Here is a 16,017-nt window from a genome sequence, read left to right on the forward strand (position 1 = left end):
ACTCGGTCCTGGACGTTGATTCCCGCGCCCATTTTCATGGTCGAGCCGATCAGCACGGCGATGGAGCCTTCCCGCGCCGCGGCGAGCAGGTCGGCTTTGCGCTGCGGGGTCTTGGCTTCGTGAATGAAGCGGACACTGCCTTCGGGAAGGCCGCGCGCGAGCAGCTGCGCGCGCAATTCGTCGTAGAAGTTCCAGTGCTTGACCGTCGGGGTCGATTCGTCGACGAAGACGAGGATGAGACCGCCGCGCAGGGGGTGTTCGGTTCCGTCCTTGCGGTAGTAGACGTTGTCCTTGGCCGCGGACCATTCGAGGCGGATGTCGTCGGCGAGGTAGTCGACTTTCTGCCGAGACTCGGTCGTGATGCCGACTGCACGCAGGTCGGTCGTCGCCAGCTGTGCGTCGTGGGCGATGCCGAGGTGGTTGTCTTTGCCTTTCTCCGGACGGCCGGAGATATTGCGCTCCGTCGCGCGGCGTCCAGGGTGAATATCCGCGCTTCCACGGAGCTGGGAACCTCGATGACTTCGATTTTCCCGCCGCGGAACGCGGGGATCTTCAGGGGGAGTTCTTCCTTCATTTTGATGTCGCTGGTGACCCGCAGGGCGTGCCACAGTTCTGGTTCGTTGATGATGCGACGGGGCCGCATTTTCGGTTTGAGGTTCCCGCCGGGCGTCATCTCGTTGGTCTTCTTGAGCGTGACGTAGGTGCGGGCCCACGCATCGAAGCGAGGAAGGTCGTGGCCCAGCCGGCGCAGCCACAGGTAGATCTCGGAGACCGTGCCCGTCCACGGCGTGGCGGTCGCCAGCACGCAGCGCGGGCCGCCGTGGCGGTCCTGCAGGTATTGGAGTTTCATGTCGAGGTCGATGGCGCGGTGGGAGCCTTCGATGCTCAGGCCGGGGATCGAGCTGTTGACCATCCCGTTTTTGAAGTAGTGCTCCTCGTCGACGACGACGAAATCGAATGCCGTCATGACGAAATCGATGCCCGTGGTGTCGCGTTTGATCTCTGAGATCCTTGTGCGCAGACGCGATTCCGCGTTCTCCATCGCGCCTTCGATGCGTTTGGTCATCGTCTTGCTCATCGAGTCGGCGTGGGCTTCTTTTTCGGCGCGCAGGTCGTCCAGTTCGGCTTGGAGGAAAGCCTTCTGAAGGTCATACGGCATCGGGATGCTTTCGAACGACTCTTTCGTCATGATGACGGCGTCGACGTCACGCGTCGCGACGTTCGCGATGAACTGCGCGCGGGCATCCCTTCCGTTCTTCGATTTCTTCCGCTTGTCGCCGCTGAGGTGGTCGGTCGTGCCCATGAGGACTCTCGCGCCGGGGTAGGCCTGACCCCAGTCGCGCTGGAACTGGTCGGCGATGGAGTCGTTGGGCACCACCACGACGGGCGTGCGCGCGAGGCCGCGCCGTCTGCGTTCCATGACGCCCGCGATGATTTCCAGGGTTTTGCCCGCTCCGACGTCGTGCACCAGCCCGGTTCCGCCCTGGTGGACGATGCGGGCGATCGCGATCCTCTGGTGGTCCTTCGGCGGGAACGCCTCTGACATCCCGGGCAGGCTGAGCCGGATGCCGGAGTAGTCGACCTCTATTTCGGAGTTGAACAGATCGTTGTAGGCGCGCAGAATCTGCCGGGCGCGAGCGGTGTCTTCCCATACCCACTCGGCGAAGCGGTCCGACAGCGCGGCGGCTTTGTCCGTCGCCGCCTCGGTAGCGGCACGGTCGAACGCGTCTTCTACGGTCACGCGGATCGCGGCGCCGGTGAGCACGCGTTCGGCCAGGTCGTAGGCGTCGACCTTCTCGGTGCCCCAGATCCGGGTGGCGGCGAGCCTGCTGGCGGCGGAGAGCTTGCTCCGGTCGGTGTGCACGGTCCACAGCCCGGCGACGCGTTCTGCCCGGACGTGGTCGTCGTCGAGCAGCTCCTTGAGGAACGCGGTGACATAGCTCGGCCCGATCCACGAGCCGAGCCGCACTTCGACGTCGGCCGGGCCGAGGTCCGGCGGGATGACTTTCCGCAGTGCCTCGACGTTCGCGGCGAAGCGGTCGTCGTCGGCCGCGGCGGTTTCGGCGCGCGCGAGCTTGCGCCTCACGTTGCCGCCCAGATAGAGCGGCGCCCAGATCGGCTCGCCGGTGTCCGGGTCGTCGAATACCAACTGGCCCAGCGCTTCCCGGGCCTCGGGCCCTCCGGGCAGCCCGAGCAGGCGGGCGATCTCGGCGAGGTCGACGCGGGAGTGCGCGTCGAGGCAGATCGCCAGGGCTTCTTCTGCGGTGTCGGCACCGAGCGGGGCGGCCGGCGGGTAGATGACCCTGCGGCGGAAGATGTCGGTCTTGCGGGCGGTCTGGTCGGCGGCGGAGAAATCTTCCAGCGAGGCGACGACGTGCGAGCCCGGGTCGTCGCGGAACCCGCCCTGGTTCGGCCGGATGATTCTCGTGGTGCGCAGTCCGAGGTCGTCCAGATCCAGCTCGGGGTCGGTCTTCTTCGGCGCGTGCTGGATCAGCGCCTGCGCGGACCGGATCGCCTCCTCGCTCAGGCGGGGGTCGGGCTCGTCCACCGCCGCGAGCAGGCGCAACGGGTTCGCGGTGTCGGCCAGTTCTCGGGCCATGGCGGCTCGGTCGATCGCGGGGTCCCCGTAGGCGCTCTCTGCCGCTACCGACTTCGCTGCGCGTTGCGCCGCGCGTTTGAGTGAGGTCTCGTAATTGCTGACGATGCCCTTGAGGTGCCGGGCGAGATGGTCTTGTCCCAGCCCGTGCGCCATCAGTTCGGTCAGGTAGTCCCGGACCAGTGCTCCGTCGGCAACGGCCTTGTCGTGCCCGTTGCGGTCGGCCCACTCCGAATACACCTGCCAGCCGGTGCGAAGCTGCCGGCCTTCGGTGAAGGTGTTCACCGGGCCGTGCTTGGCGTGGTAGGCGTCGTAGCGGTCGTTCAGCTCAGCGCGCAGCGCCGCGATATCGGGGGTGTCGTCGATGCACGCGCGTTCCGCGCTGATAAGCGTCATCGCGACGTCGCGCAAGCCCAGCAGCATCCGTAGCTGGTCGGCTTCCTCGCCGGGCGGCTCGTAGGGGAGTTCGGCGTCGCCGACGCGGACGGTGAAGGTGCCGTCCGGCAGTGCTGTGAGGGTGCCGTCCCACAGCTGTGCGTCCGGGTCCGTGATCGCGGTCGGCGCGGCCGGGCGGGGCGTGTTCTCGGTGCGGGGCGCGAACGTCAGGCCTTGGTGCACTGCGGTGTCGGCGATGTCGGCGACCGCTGCGGCGAAGTCCGTGTCCAGTCGCTCAAGATCGCCCCGGACGAGCAGTTCCCGGTCGCTGTGCATGCCGTGGCCGAGTGCGAGGTCGCCGAGAATGTGTTCGGGGTGCTGGTGAAAGTACAGATTGACGTTGGCGGTGTCGTCGCCGATCTGCAGCGGCAGCGCCTTTTCCCAGGTTTCGCCGGGCACGGCGGGATCCGTGTCGTTCTCGCGCCGTCGCAGGATCAGCAGGTCGGTGACGGCGTCGGTTCCGGCTGCGCGGCGGTGGGCCCCGGTGGGCAGGCGAACTGCTCCGAGGAGGTCGGCGAACTGGGCGATCTCGCGCCGCGCGCCGGGGTTGACTGCGTCCAGGGTGTGGCGGGAGGTCAGCACGGCCACGACGCCGCCGGGCCGGACCAGACGCAGGGACTTGATGATGAAGCCGTTGTGGACGCTGTGTTTGTTGGGGTTGTGCTTGCGGTCGGGGAACTCCGCGTGGACGAACGGAACATTCCCGATCGCGGCGTCGAAAAAGCCCTCCGTCGCGCCGAATTCCTCGAACGGTCCGCTGATGACGTTCGCGTCCGGGTACAAGGCGCGCGCGATCGCCGCGCTGACGGGTTCGCGTTCGACGCCCCACATGTCCGCGCCCGACGGCGCGAGGCCGATGAAGTGCCCGCTGCCGCATCCGGGTTCCAGCACGGTGCCGCCGGTGAATCCGAGGCGCTGCAGGCCGTTCCAGATCGTCGCGGCCAGTCCGGCGTCGGTGTAGTGGGCGTTGATCGTGGATCGGCTCGCGGCGGCGTACTGCTCTTCGGTCAGCAGGGCGTGCAGTTCCTGGCGCTGCCGGGCGAAGTCGTCTTTGTCGAACAGCTGCCCGGCGTCGCCCCAGCCCGACCATCGCGCCAGGATCGCGTGGTCGGCCGCCGTGGCGGACGGCGTCGCGGTGCCGAGGTGTTCGAGGCTGCCGCCGTGGAGCCGGGCGAGCACGCGCAGCGCGGCGAGGTTGGCCTCGATCCGGGTGCGGTGCCCGCTCGGCGCGAAGTCGTCTTGGCTGCGGGGGCGGAAGCGGTCTAGCGCGCTGGGGTCTCCTCTATCTCGAAGACCATCTCCCGCAGCACCTCCTCGACGATCGGCCGCCGTGTCGAAGTGCGCGCCGCCAGGTTCGCCAGGAAGTCGCCCGACGTCCCCAGTCCGCTGCGCTGCTGCGCTTCGTTCGTCCTCCGGTCGATCTCCGCCGAGATCTCCGCTCCCAGATCCCTGAAGTACGCCTCCGGGTCCTCGATCTCCGCCAGTTCCCGCGGCCGGTAGTTCTCCCAGTGTTCGCGGGCCAGGATCCCGTAGAAGTTCATCGCTGTGTGCCTCGTTCTCGTCGGAGTGTGCGGGCCGGTCGGCGGGGTTCACCATGGTTCTCCCCGCCCTGTCGTTGTTCCCGGTGCCGCGAACGGGGACGACGCGCCGGCGTGGCCGGAGCGCTGCGCTGTGGTCGTCACTGGCTGCCCCCGGCTGATTCCGTTGCGGCGGCGGGTGTTTGGCCCAGTTCCTCGCCGGTGTCGGTGTGCTTGCGCGGGCTGCAGGCGTAGAACGGGCCGACCGGGCTGGTCAGGACGGACAGGTGCGGGTCGAGGTGGTCGCGCAGGAACACGCTCAGCCAGGTCGCGCTCTCGTCCTCGGACAGCTCGTGCCAGGCCAGGTACAGCGCCCGGAACCGGGTCACGGCGTCGCCGTGTTCTGTCCACATGCGACACCAGCGCAGTCCGCCGCCTTCGCCGGTCGTCGTGGTCTTGCGCACCAGCGGTGCGACGTGGACGGAGACCCAGGCGTAGAGCTGCTCGATGTCCGGCTCCGGCGACGTCCCGGCTCCGGGGTTCGCCTCGCCGTGTTGTTCGCTGCTGGGGAACGCGAACGGTCCTGGCGGGTCCGGGTAGCCCGGGTCTGGGGCGTTCAGGCTGATGTCGCGTTGCTGCAAGGCTTCGGCCATGGCCCCGGCGTTGGCGTTGACGGCGGCGATCTGCTCCAGGAGGTCTTCGAGGTCGTCGAGGCTGGCGGCGTGGCGCTCGGTCTTGTCGCCGATGCGGCGAAGCTGGTCGACGATTTCGAAGTGGTCGGCCTCCAGCGCCGCGACGCGGCGCTGGAGGGCTTCCTGTCCGGACGCGTCAGCCATGGCCCGCGTCCGCGGACTGGCGTTCGGCCATCAGGGCTGCGGCGACCGGGTTGTCCGGGCCGAGGTGGGCGATCGCGGCGGCCTGCACCTGTGCGGTGGCTTCGCGCGAGTGCTGGGTGATCAGGTCCTTGTCGCCGTCCCGCTCGGTGTACCACGGGTGCAGGGTGACCCGCGCCGGGCGCCGCCCGGAGGTGAACAGCAGCGCTTCGGTGCGGAGCATCGCCGCGATGTCCGCGGCGGTCAGGATCCGTTCCGTGCGCAGCGAACGCGACGTGCTGGACCCGCTCTGCGAATAGGAGGTCGAGGTCTCCTCGACCTTGTGGTCGCCCACGAGCCGCGACAGGTCCTCGCAGAAGTCCGGGTCCTGCACGCCCGCGCCGACGGTCTTCACGGTCGCGGCCGACCACAGCGCGTCGAAACCCTCCTTCCCCCAGACCGACCGTCCCTGTTCCCGGCTCTGGAGAATGACCGTCACCATCAGCCCGAGGCTCCCGAACCAGGAGAACCACGACGGAAGTTCCGGCAGCCGCACGATGTTCGCCGCCTCGTCGAGCTGGAGCGTGATCACCGGGTCCAGGCGGCCGCCGCGCGCGCTCGCCGCCTGCACCGCGACGTTGATCAGCTCGCCCACGATCGCCGCGACGACCGGTCGGCCGCTGCCTTCGCCCTCGCGCGAGAGGAGGTACACCGTCGGGTGCGCGTCGCCGACCTTCGTGATCAGCGACCACAAATCCAGCTGCGGGAAAGAATCCGGGTCCTCCGGAGGTTCCTCCCATGTGGACGGCGGCGTGATCCACCGCAGCAGTGATTCGCTGTCCAAACAGGCCAGTGCGGTCGACACGCCTTCGTAGATGCCGCCTTTGGTTTCCGAGGGCAGTTCGGTAGTGCCGCGCAGGCTTTCGGCCTGGGCCCGGTATCCGGCGCGCTCCAGATGGACGGCGGGTTCTTCCGAACGCGTCGCGACCCACAGCGCGACGTCGCGCAGCGTGTGTCCCGAGCACGCCGCGGCCAGCAGCAGCTGCCGCAGCGTTTTCGCCGACGCCGGGGTGAAGAACGGGTCGGCGCGCTGGTCCGATCCGCCGCCGCCGACCTCTCGCATGAAGTACGCGGCCACGCGCGCGGCGGATTCGACGTCGTGGATGCACGACAACAGGTCCCACCAGAATCCTTGCGGCTGGTAGGTGATGCGCTGCGGGTCGAACAGCCAGACCTTCCCGACTTTCGCGCGCATGCCCGAAGTCAGCAGCCACACGTCGGGTTTGTTGCTCGTGGCCACGACGGTCCCGGTGGCCGAAGCGATGTCCGGCACGACTTTCGCGGAGGTCTTGTTCGAGCGCGGGCCGCAGATGACCAGCTCCACGTCCTCATAGGACTTGAACAAAGTGGTCCCGGACACGTCGCCCAGCGCCACGCCGATCTCCCGCGCGGTCAGCTTTTTCGCCGACGTGCCCGCCAGGGACGGTCGCAGTCCTTGCGCTCGTTTGGCCATCGCGGGTTTCTGCAGGTCGGCGAACTCGCGGCCGGACACCATCTGCCGGTGCCCGTCGGCCGGGCGGTGCCGCCGCACGATCAGGACTGTCGCGGCGATCGCGACGGCGGCCAGGAGCGCGGTCAGGGCGAGCGCGGCGACGGCGAACCAGACGCGGGAGCCGTCGCCGATGAGCCCGGCGATTCCGTTGCGCCGCAAGGTCATGGGGACGCTGCTGTAGCCGGGAACGGCGTGGCCGGGGGCGCGACGATGGCGGCCGCCGACCAGAGGACGCCGTCGGCGAGGAAGGCGGCCGCGAAGATTCCGGTGATAATCCAAGGCAGCGCGGGCATTCCGCCGGCGTGCCTCCGTGCGTTCGGGTTGCTCGGCATCGGGGATCACCGGTCAGAGCCGACGTGCCCCGAAGCGGACCCGGCCGGCGTCGTAGTCCGCGCGCAGCCGGGCGACGACGTCCGCGCCGCCGAACCCGGGGAGCCGGTGCACGCTGCGGTTGAAGACCCGGTCGGCCGAGACCTCGACCGCGCGGCATTCGACGCCGCCCAGGTTGACGGCCTGGTGGATCCACCCCCGGGCAGGAACACGATGTCGCCCGGGCCGGTGACGGCCGCCGCGTCCCACCGGGTCGCGCCCGGCGGGGCGATCAGCGTCGCGGCGATCCCGGCCAGCACGACGACGGCGCGGTCCTCGTCGTGATGGTGCGGGACGGCCTGGGCGTCCGGCGGCATCCGCACGCGCCCGGCGGACAGTCCCGTGGTGTGGCACAGCCCTTCGGCGACGACCGGCCGCAGCAACTGGCCTTGCGGTCCTCGGTCCTCGATGGTCGCGGCACCGCCCTCGAGGTCGACCAGCCAGGTCGGCGGTGTGTCGTGCGCTGTCTCGATGGTCACGTTTCCCCCAAAACGTTCGATGGACCCGGGCGGCCCGGTGCGGGCCGTCGCCGGGATGTGGTGGCGCGCCGTCGGATTCGGGTCGGCGGCGCGGTGTTCCGGCGCGGTCAGGCGGCCGGGCGGAAGGCGCGATCGGTGTCGTACAACCGGGTTTCGGACGGCGCGAGCCGCATCCGCACGGGCAGCCCGGCGCGTTCGCCGACCTTGAGCAGCAGCAGGCCGCGGCCGGGGTGGCGGTGTCCGGGGACCCAGGTTCCGGCGCTCTGCCAGCTGGCGAGCATCTCCGCTTCCGGTGTCGACAGGGTCGTCGCCAGCGACGGCAGCTCATTCGCGGGCATCCCGCCGTAGACATGGATCGCGCAGCGGCTGGCGATGCCTTGGGCCTTGGCGCGGTCCTCGGCGGTGCGCACGGCGTGCAGGTCGTCCATGCTGTGCGCCAGGTACAGGCTCGCTATTCCCTTGTGGCGGTTGAGCCGGGTCATCCGGTCGGAGCGTTCGACCAGGCCGGGCTCTGCCCTCAGGACCCGCCAGAATTCGTCCTGCAGCCACAGGAGGTTCGATCCGGCCCCGGCTTGGCGGGCCTCCACCATCGAGGCGCCCCACGCCCAGCTGCACAGCATCGCCGCGGCGACGACGTCGTCGGTTTCCTCGTCGAGTGCGGAGATGTCCAGGCTGACGGCCGGGGACGCGGGGTCGAGCCGGACGGTGCTTTTCCGGTCGAAGATTCCGCGCAGCGGCCCGACGCACAGCAGGTCGAGCGCGGCGAGCACCTCGCGGGTCAGGCCGTAGTACCGTTCCCGGTCGCCGGACACGCGCGCCGCGCCGATCAGGGTGTCGGGCGCCTGGTCGAGGACGGCGAGCACGTCCGGGATGGTCGCCTGCCCGTCCTCGGTCGCCGCGACCGCGAGATCGATGCCGCGGGAGAGCACGTTGCGCTCGACCGTGGTCGGAGCCCTGCCCAGTTCCAGCTGCAGCAAGGATTCCAGCAGCGCGGTCTGCCGCGCCCGGATGCTCTCGCGCAGCGCCTCGCGCTGGCGTCCGCTCGGGACGGTCGCGAGAATCTGGTGCAACGGCCCGGGATCGAGCGGGTTGACGCCGTCGCGGCCCCGTCCGATTGCGACGGCCGAGCCGTCGAGTTCGGTGACCAGCGCGGTGTACTCGCCTTTGATGTCGGCGGGCACGAACAGCCGCCACCCCATCGCGACGAGACCGAGCCCGAGCCGCTTGGCGAACGCCGATTTCCCCACCCCGGGCTGGGCTTGGCACCAGATCCCGCTCGACGCGACGATGCCCTCGCCGAGCCAGTCCCCGGGGTGCATGCCGACCGGTTCGTGGGTGTGGATGTTTCGTCCGATCGGGACGCCCCGCACCCGCGATCCCGCGCCCCCGACAAACGGATAGAGCCCCGCCAACTGATTGGTCGTGCCCTGCCACACGGCGGTGGAGCCGATGTGGTGATCGCGCCCGCCGCCGGGGACGGCGCGTCCCCGCGCCGGCGGCGCCGGCCGCTTTCTCATCTCCGCCAGCGGATCGTCCCGCCGCGGTGCCGCCGAGGACGCGGCGGCGGCCACCGACTGCGGCAGATTCCCGGCGGCGTCGCCGGATTCGCCGTTGTCGACGCCGCCGCGGCCGGGTCCCCGGATCAGCTGCGCCGTCCGCGTGATCACGGACATGTCTGTGCTGTCATCGCGTCGTTCCCCCCGAAACGAGTCGCTTCCCCCGTGGCGCCGTCCGGCCGCCGGGGTGTCCCGGGCGGCGGGCCGGCCGGCTTGGCCGGTCCGCCGCCCGGGCGTGCGGTCAGTGCACGTAGGACGACGGCGAGGCCGCCGCGTCGGCGGCGTTCCCGCCGACCAGGAACCAGATGCGGGTGCCTGCCGGGGACACCGCGCCCTCGCGGGTGCGGGTCCCGGACGCGCTCCAGATCCGCGTTCCGGCGGGCGCGGCCGCGCCTTCGCGGGTGTCCGGCGAGGACGCGGCGGACAGCGGTTCGTGCGCTCCGGCCGTGACCGGGACGCTGAGGTCGCGGTCGGCGACGGTGGCGACGTGATCGGCGGCCGGGGCGGCGGACGCCGCGCCCGTCGCCGTCGCGACTCCGGCGGCGAGGAAGCCGCCGAGCACGAGCCCGCGGACGATGTTCTTGTTCATGTTCCCCCTTTTGAATCGGTTTCCTTGGCCGTGGTGGCGCGGGAGGCGCTGCCTCCCGCGACGGTGCTGAAGGGCTGTGCCGGTTCCTCCTTTCGTTGCGGTCCTGTGTGGACGGTGCGCCGGAGCCGCTCTCGCGGCGTGCCGGTGCTCCGGGTCTGCTGGGGTCAGGGCGAGGGCCCCGGGGTCGTCGCGCCGGTGCGGGCGCGCCGGGTCGGCGCGCTCGCGCGCGGGGCGGGTTCGGGCGGTCCGGGTGCCGGTGTCATCGCGCCCGCCTTCCGCGTCTGGCCAGTTCCGGCGGGTGGATCCCGACGCCGATCGACGCCGCGAATCCTGCGTGCTGCCAGCCCCAGCAGCGGCGCAGCCGCAGTTTCGCGGCGCGGGCCCGGCTTTCGACGTCGGCGATCGCGTCCGGCAACGCGGCGGGGTCCTCGACGGTGGTGGTGACGAACATGGTCCACAGCCCGACCCCGGCGCCGTGGGCCTCGTCCTCCGCCGCTTTCGCGGCGCGCTGCTCGTCGACCCGGTCGCGGGCGGTCTCGTCGAGCTTGCGCCGTCGCCGCAAACCCCGGCGGAAGGCCGAGCCCGCGGTCTCCCGCTCGACCAGGCTCGCGGCCTGGTCGGACGGGACGGGCTGGAAGCAGATCGCGACCCGCCGGTGCCAGCGGCCCGGCGTCGTCAGCGGCGTGAGCACAGTGGACGTCACGAGCTGAGTGGGCAACGCCGACATCGCCCAGCTGACGCTCCAGCCGGAGTCGTGCCACAGGTGGTCGTAGAGCGCTGCGGCGCGGACCGGGCCCGCGTCCGCCCAGGCCAGCAGGTGCCCTTCCTCCGACAGACGGCCCACCTCGCCGCGTGCGTGCGGGTCGTACGCCGCCCTCAGCCAGTGGGTGAAATCGGCCGCCGTGGCCCGCCCGAGCGTGGCGACCCCGCACAGCGGCAGGTCTGCCTCCAGTCCGGACATGGCCCGCGACACTTCGGCGACCCGCTCGCCGTCGTCTTTCGGCGTCGGCTTCGCTCGTCCGGGCTGGAACGTGACCGACAGCCGGACGCTGATGTCGGCGGTGGACCCGCGGTGCGAGTCGGCCAGCTCGGTCAATGTCTCCCGCGCGAGGCGGGGCGCGGCCGGGTCCATGCGCGCGGCGACGTAGTCGGCCAGCTCGGTGCCCGGGGACGGCGCGGATTCCACCACGATCCCGGCCCACTCGACGGTGGGCTCCTCGCCGAGCCGCGCCAGCCAGGCGGCGTACGCTCCGACCCACAGGTCGGTCCGGTCCTGGTCGGTCAGTACGGTCCCGACGGGAGCGAGGCGGACCGATCCGGTGAGCCGCCCGGTCTGGCGGTCCCACAGCAGGCCGTAGGGCTGGCCCAGCCCGTCGCGTGTGGACAGCGGCACGATCGGCGCGAGCACCCCGGGGAGTTCGGCGGCGCGCGGGTGGCGGCTGAACACCCCCGCTTCCCAGCGGTTCCAGCCCCGGCGGCGCGCGGCGGCAGTGCGCGCCCACATCACCGCCGCGCCGCCGAGCGAGGTCCCGTGCCCGCGATGCGGCACAAGCGTCAGCACCGCCGCGACCGCCGCCGCGACGAGGACGAACGGCATGACCGTCAGCGGGAGCCGGGCCGTCGTGAGCACGATCCAGACGCCGACCGGAGCGAACACGACCCCGCCCATCACCGCGGTCTGCGTTTCGGTGAGGCGGCCCACTCCGTAGCCCCTGCGCGGGCGCCATCCGCCGTACATGCGGGTTTTGCTCATCGCTCGGCCCCCGGCTCGTCCGCGCCCTCGGCGCCCTCGGCGAAGGTCTCCGCCGCCGCGCTCGCTGCGGTCCCGGCGGCCGCCGACGCCGCCCTCGCCCCGTCGGCGACCGCCGACACGGCGCCCAGCGCGCCCGAACCCGCGCCGGTTCCCGTTGCGCCGCCCGAGGATCCGGCTCCGGCTGCGGCCGACGCGCCGCCGCTGGCCGCCGCCGCGCCCACCGACGCCGCCGTGCCCGCCAGGTCACAGCCTCCCGAGGAGCCGTCTCCGCTCGGCGTGATCGGCGGCCCGCCGGTGCCGCCGCCCGGCTGGCCCCACGGCTGACCGCCGCCGCCCGAAGGATCGGCGGGCCCGCCCGGGCCGTCGCCGTGCGTGGCGAGCTGCACCGCCGGAGCGCCGTCGTCGTCCGGCTTCTCCGAGCCCCCGCCCGGGCCGGTCCGGTCCATCAGGCGTGTGAAGGCCGAGACCGCGCCGTTGCCGCCGAGCATCGACGCCGCCGCGCCGAGCGCCATCGCGCCGCCGCCTCCGCCGCCCCCGCCGGCGAACTTCTGCCCGCCCCAGTCGAAAAACCGCATCATCACCGGCATCGCGATGGTCGCCAGGAAGACCACGGTCACCCCGACCATCACCGACGAGAGGTCCTTGGCGTCGCCGATCAACAAAAAACCGATCGAGAACACGACCGCGCAGATCGGCTGGTACATGATCAGGCTCAAACACCAGGTCAAAACCTTGCGCAACCACGGCCGCATCCCGTCGGTCAACTGCCCGGCCGCCGCGGTGGGCACCAGGGCCAGCAGGACTTCCAGGGCACCCTGCCGGAAAAACCCGAGGACCCACTGCACGACTCCCAGCAGCAACAGGATGATCGAGAGGAAGAACGTGACGCCCGTGGCGGCGCCGACCTGGCCCAGCAGCGACCCGCCGACCGCGTCCGCGAAGCTTTTGATGCTCTTGTCCAGCACCTGGCTGGCCAGTGCGACGCCGGCTTCGTTGAGCACGATCGCGAGCGTGGTGCTCATCGACGACCACCCGACGAACGACAGCAGGCCGAGTCCGGCGCTCACCAGCGGGTCGGGCTTGCGTTTCCACATGACCTGGATGCCTTGCCAGATCAGGCTTCCGACCAGGATCGTGACGGTGACGCCGTGCAGCATCCCCCGCACGTCGTCGATCGCCGGGTTGGTCAGCATCCAGCTGCGGTCGGTGCGCAGCCAATAGGTCGCCGACCACGCCAGCATCTTCGCCGCGGACGAGGCGAACGCTTTGGTGAGATCGGCGAACCAGCCGCCCACGACATCGCCGACGATCTCGCCCGGCGACTTGAGCCGGGTGTCGGTGTCGTTGTGCCGCAACGGCGGATGGTCGGCGATCGCGCGGTCGCGCAGCTTGTCCACGCGCCGCACGAAGTCGTCGGAAAACGCGTTCCACGCCGTGCACCGCTGCTTGTCCGCCGCGTCGGCGTGGGCGCACTCGATCCAGAATCCCGTGCAGGGCCCGCGTTCCGCGCCGACGTACCGGTTGTACTGCTGCGCCGGGGGCGTGCTCGGGTCGATCGCATCCGGACGGCAGCTGTACTTCGACTGGTGCCCGTCCTTCTCCGTCACCCCCCAGGGGAAACCGAACGGCTTCGCCAACGGGTCTTTGGCCGTCCACCGGGTCAGCTCGTCGACGCAGAGCCCGGTCGGCATCCGCGCGAGCACCTCGTCCGCCGTCTGCCTGTAGCCCGCCGCGATCGCGTCCGCCATCGCGCTGCTGCCCGGGTCCCGCTGCGGCCCGAAAACCTTCGGCTGGAAATAGCTCAGCAGCTCGGGCGCATCCCGGATCACCGAGCGCGCCCACGCAGAGAAGTCCCCGCCGCGCGCCAGGCACGTCATCGACGTCGTCCACGGCGCGGCCCGCCACGCGGGCGACCCCGGCACGTACTTCTGCAGGTTCCCCGGCAGGTTCGGCAGATCCGGGGTCTGCGCACCGGCGGCCGGAGCGCCGAGGAGTCCGATCACGACGATCACCAGCACCACGCGCAGCCCCGCGGCGGCCCGCAGCAGCGGGTGCCGTGGCCGGTTCCCGAACGCGCGCATCTCACACACCCCCGCGGCGGGCGCCCGGCCGGGCGCGGCGTGCACGGATCGCCACGACGAGCACGGCGACGGCCAGAATCCCTGTCACGACAAGGAAACCCAGGCCCGCGCCGGTCACCGACCACTCCCGGGGCGCGTGCTCGACCTGCGCCGGGTGCGCCTCGATCGCCGCGGTCCGCAGGCGGTTGACCTCGCGCACGTACGCGGCCGAGAAGTCGTTCCACAGCGCGCACCGCTGAGCGTCGGGCCCGGCGGCGTTCGCGCAGCGCACCGCGAATCCGTCGCACATCGCCTGTTGCGCGCCCATGAGGCGTTCGATGCGGGCGTCGGCCGGGTCGTCCGGATCGCACGAGAACCGGGGCCGGGCGTCGCCGTCGGCCCGGGGCTGCCATCGGATCCCGAACGGCTCCCCGCCTCCCGCTGTCCCGGACCATCCGGCCAGGTCCGCCGCGCAGTACCCGCGCGGCACCGCCGACGCGGCGACCGAGGCGAGCTTTGCGTACCCGGCCAGGACGGCGCGGCCGCGCTCGGCTCCCGGATCCGACTGCGCAGAAACGAAAGAACGAGGCTGGAAGCGTCGCAACAGGACGGTCGTGTCGGAGACCAGCGAGGCCGCCCAGCGGGAGACGTCCCCGCCCCGCGCCGCGCACGGCCCGTCTGCCGCCCATGGCGAGCGCGCCCATTCCGGCGACGCCGGAACGTACTTCTCCAGCAGCGGCGATTCCGGTTCCGCGCTCGCCGCGCCGCCGGCCAGCCCCGAGGCGAGCGCGCACAGCAGCGCCGCCGCCGCGCGTCGCAGCCGTGTCGCGGTCCTCTTCGGCTTCCCCGGCGGCGTCATTGGCCGCTCAGGAAGAACGTCACGAAGCTGGAAGCCCCGAGAACCAGCGCGAGACCCGCCAGAATCCACGGCAGCGACATGGCGCCGTCGATCGCGAGGTTGTTCCGGTTCCGTCGGCCGATCACCATCATCACCCCGGCCGCGATCAACGCGCCGACCGCGCCCACCAGGCCGCCCCACATCATCAGCCCCAACACGAAGTCCGTCGCCTTGCCGATCGCCCCTCCCGGGTTGACCGGCTGAGGCACCGGCACGACCGACGGCGGCTGCGCGAGCCACGGCAGCGCAGCAGACATGAACACACGTAAAGACATGACGCGAATTCCCCCGAAGTTCGCCCGAAAAATGAGAAGTCGGCTGATTCACCGGCCGCGCGGAAGCGGCTGGCCGACACGGCCGTTGTGCGTCGAAACCGGTTGCCACGCCGCAGGACCCGCCCGCGCTCCCGCGGGAACCCGTTGCGGCACTGGGGCAATCCGCTGCGCGGCCTGGGCCGCGCCTGCGGATCGCGGGTCGGCGGCGGGCGGCCGGTACATGTCGGCGAGCGCTCGCCAGAATTGGTTGAGCACGCCGCCAAGCGGTTTGTCCTTGAAGACCAGCCGCGCCGGGACCTCGACCGCCTGCAGCCATTCCCGCCGGTGCCCGACCTCGAACCCGCCCGCGATGTGCGGGAGGGCCTGGCGCAGAAAGGCCCGCGAGACTGCGACGTCGGCCGGGTCCCGGTGCATCACCACCAGCAGCGGCTTGTGCGGACACCGCGCGAGCGCCGGACCGATCCGCGCCGCCGCGCGCGCCGAAGTGTCGGTGACCAGCACCTCCACCGGCCCGCCGCGGTAGACCCCGAGATCGGTCGCAGGCGCCCGCGCCAGGGCGAGGATCCGCACCCAGGTGGACGTGCCGACGCCGCCGGCGACCCCGGCCACGTCCAGAGGCTTTCTCTCACCTGTCACCACGCCCCCCGACGCCTCGTGACGCCGGCGTGCGGCGTCGACCAGGTCGGTCCCGGGTGGGCCAGGACGACTGCTTGCTGTCCCCAGAAATCCGCGGCCGGGATCCGGCCGGTCAGACGGTCAGGCGCCGCTCGCGGCGGCGCGGATGTGGAGCTGCGGAGCCCGGGCGAACCGGCCCACCAGGGCGATCAACGGATCGCCCTCCCCCTGCCGGGACGACCCGGGCCACGCAGCCCCCGACCGCGGAAACGCAGCTCTCCGCCGCGCCGCCGATGCGGGTTCCCGCGCGAGACACGGCCCCCTGCCCCTCTCGCGCACACCCGCACCGGCGATCACACTGCGTGCTCGAACTGAGGTCGGGCATCACCGGTGTCGAGCGCGGCATCCGCGTGCCGGAACGAGTGATCCCCTCACTACCAGTCACGCGAATACTGTGCGTTACCACGATCCCCCTTATCAGGAGGCATATTCAGGTCTACCTGTCGCTCAG

12 protein-coding genes are annotated in these 16,017 nt (G+C 71.3%); all 12 read right to left on the bottom strand.

Going from position 1 to position 16,017, the window contains the following annotated elements; all coding sequences use genetic code 11:
- Positions 1–49 precede the first annotated feature (49 nt).
- A complete protein-coding gene (locus RPX00_RS09635; protein WP_406639151.1) occupies positions 50–4,210 on the bottom strand; it encodes a DEAD/DEAH box helicase family protein in 4,161 nt (1,386 codons plus the stop codon).
- Between the two features lie 83 nt (positions 4,211–4,293).
- Entirely contained in the window at positions 4,294–4,572 is a 279-nt protein-coding gene (locus RPX00_RS09640; protein ID WP_406639153.1) for a hypothetical protein, read from the bottom strand.
- Between the two features lie 137 nt (positions 4,573–4,709).
- Positions 4,710–5,384 carry a DUF4913 domain-containing protein gene (locus RPX00_RS09645; protein ID WP_406639155.1) on the bottom strand — a complete coding sequence of 225 codons (675 nt, stop codon included), beginning with the start codon at positions 5,382–5,384 and terminating at the stop codon, positions 4,710–4,712.
- On the bottom strand, positions 5,377–7,077 hold the full coding sequence (locus RPX00_RS09650; RefSeq protein WP_406639156.1) for a type IV secretory system conjugative DNA transfer family protein: 1,701 nt from the start codon (positions 7,075–7,077) through the stop codon (positions 5,377–5,379). Before RPX00_RS09650 ends, RPX00_RS09645 begins: the two co-directional genes overlap by 8 nt.
- A gap of 173 nt (positions 7,078–7,250) precedes the next feature.
- On the bottom strand, positions 7,251–7,760 hold the full coding sequence (locus RPX00_RS09655) for a hypothetical protein (protein WP_406639158.1): 510 nt from the start codon (positions 7,758–7,760) through the stop codon (positions 7,251–7,253).
- A 107-nt stretch (positions 7,761–7,867) separates the two neighbouring features.
- Complete coding sequence (locus RPX00_RS09660; RefSeq protein ID WP_406639160.1) at positions 7,868–9,433, bottom strand: hypothetical protein; 1,566 nt, start codon at positions 9,431–9,433, stop codon at positions 7,868–7,870.
- A gap of 124 nt (positions 9,434–9,557) precedes the next feature.
- Positions 9,558–9,905 (bottom strand): hypothetical protein, encoded by a 348-nt coding sequence (locus RPX00_RS09665; RefSeq protein WP_406639162.1) that lies wholly within the window; start codon positions 9,903–9,905, stop codon positions 9,558–9,560.
- Positions 9,906–10,164: 259 nt separating this feature from the next.
- A complete protein-coding gene (locus tag RPX00_RS09670) occupies positions 10,165–11,658 on the bottom strand; it encodes an SCO6880 family protein (RefSeq protein ID WP_406639164.1) in 1,494 nt (497 codons plus the stop codon).
- On the bottom strand, positions 11,655–13,739 hold the full coding sequence (locus RPX00_RS09675; RefSeq protein WP_406639166.1) for a hypothetical protein: 2,085 nt from the start codon (positions 13,737–13,739) through the stop codon (positions 11,655–11,657). Before RPX00_RS09675 ends, RPX00_RS09670 begins: the two co-directional genes overlap by 4 nt.
- A 1-nt stretch (position 13,740) precedes the next feature.
- Positions 13,741–14,577, bottom strand: a complete 837-nt coding sequence (locus RPX00_RS09680; protein WP_406639168.1) for a hypothetical protein — start codon at positions 14,575–14,577, stop codon at positions 13,741–13,743.
- Positions 14,574–14,873 carry a hypothetical protein gene (locus tag RPX00_RS09685; RefSeq protein WP_406639170.1) on the bottom strand — a complete coding sequence of 100 codons (300 nt, stop codon included), beginning with the start codon at positions 14,871–14,873 and terminating at the stop codon, positions 14,574–14,576. Before RPX00_RS09685 ends, RPX00_RS09680 begins: the two co-directional genes overlap by 4 nt.
- A 66-nt stretch (positions 14,874–14,939) precedes the next feature.
- Positions 14,940–15,500 carry a hypothetical protein gene (locus RPX00_RS09690; protein ID WP_406639172.1) on the bottom strand — a complete coding sequence of 187 codons (561 nt, stop codon included), beginning with the start codon at positions 15,498–15,500 and terminating at the stop codon, positions 14,940–14,942.
- Between the last annotated feature and the right edge of the window lie 517 nt (positions 15,501–16,017).

It is taken from the genome of Amycolatopsis sp. WGS_07 (assembly GCF_045278895.1).
In the GTDB taxonomy this organism is placed as follows: domain Bacteria; phylum Actinomycetota; class Actinomycetes; order Mycobacteriales; family Pseudonocardiaceae; genus Amycolatopsis.

Coding starts and splice junctions, on each gene's coding strand:
- RPX00_RS09680 (WP_406639168.1), bottom strand. CDS start 14,577: ATGACGCCGCCGGGGAAGCCGAAGAGGACCGCGACACGGCTGCGACGC.
- RPX00_RS09665 (WP_406639162.1), bottom strand. CDS start 9,905: ATGAACAAGAACATCGTCCGCGGGCTCGTGCTCGGCGGCTTCCTCGCC.
- RPX00_RS09650 (WP_406639156.1), bottom strand. CDS start 7,077: ATGACCTTGCGGCGCAACGGAATCGCCGGGCTCATCGGCGACGGCTCC.
- RPX00_RS09675 (WP_406639166.1), bottom strand. CDS start 13,739: ATGCGCGCGTTCGGGAACCGGCCACGGCACCCGCTGCTGCGGGCCGCC.
- RPX00_RS09640 (WP_406639153.1), bottom strand. CDS start 4,572: ATGAACTTCTACGGGATCCTGGCCCGCGAACACTGGGAGAACTACCGG.
- RPX00_RS09685 (WP_406639170.1), bottom strand. CDS start 14,873: ATGTCTGCTGCGCTGCCGTGGCTCGCGCAGCCGCCGTCGGTCGTGCCG.
- RPX00_RS09645 (WP_406639155.1), bottom strand. CDS start 5,384: ATGGCTGACGCGTCCGGACAGGAAGCCCTCCAGCGCCGCGTCGCGGCG.
- RPX00_RS09660 (WP_406639160.1), bottom strand. CDS start 9,433: ATGTCCGTGATCACGCGGACGGCGCAGCTGATCCGGGGACCCGGCCGC.
- RPX00_RS09670 (WP_406639164.1), bottom strand. CDS start 11,658: ATGAGCAAAACCCGCATGTACGGCGGATGGCGCCCGCGCAGGGGCTAC.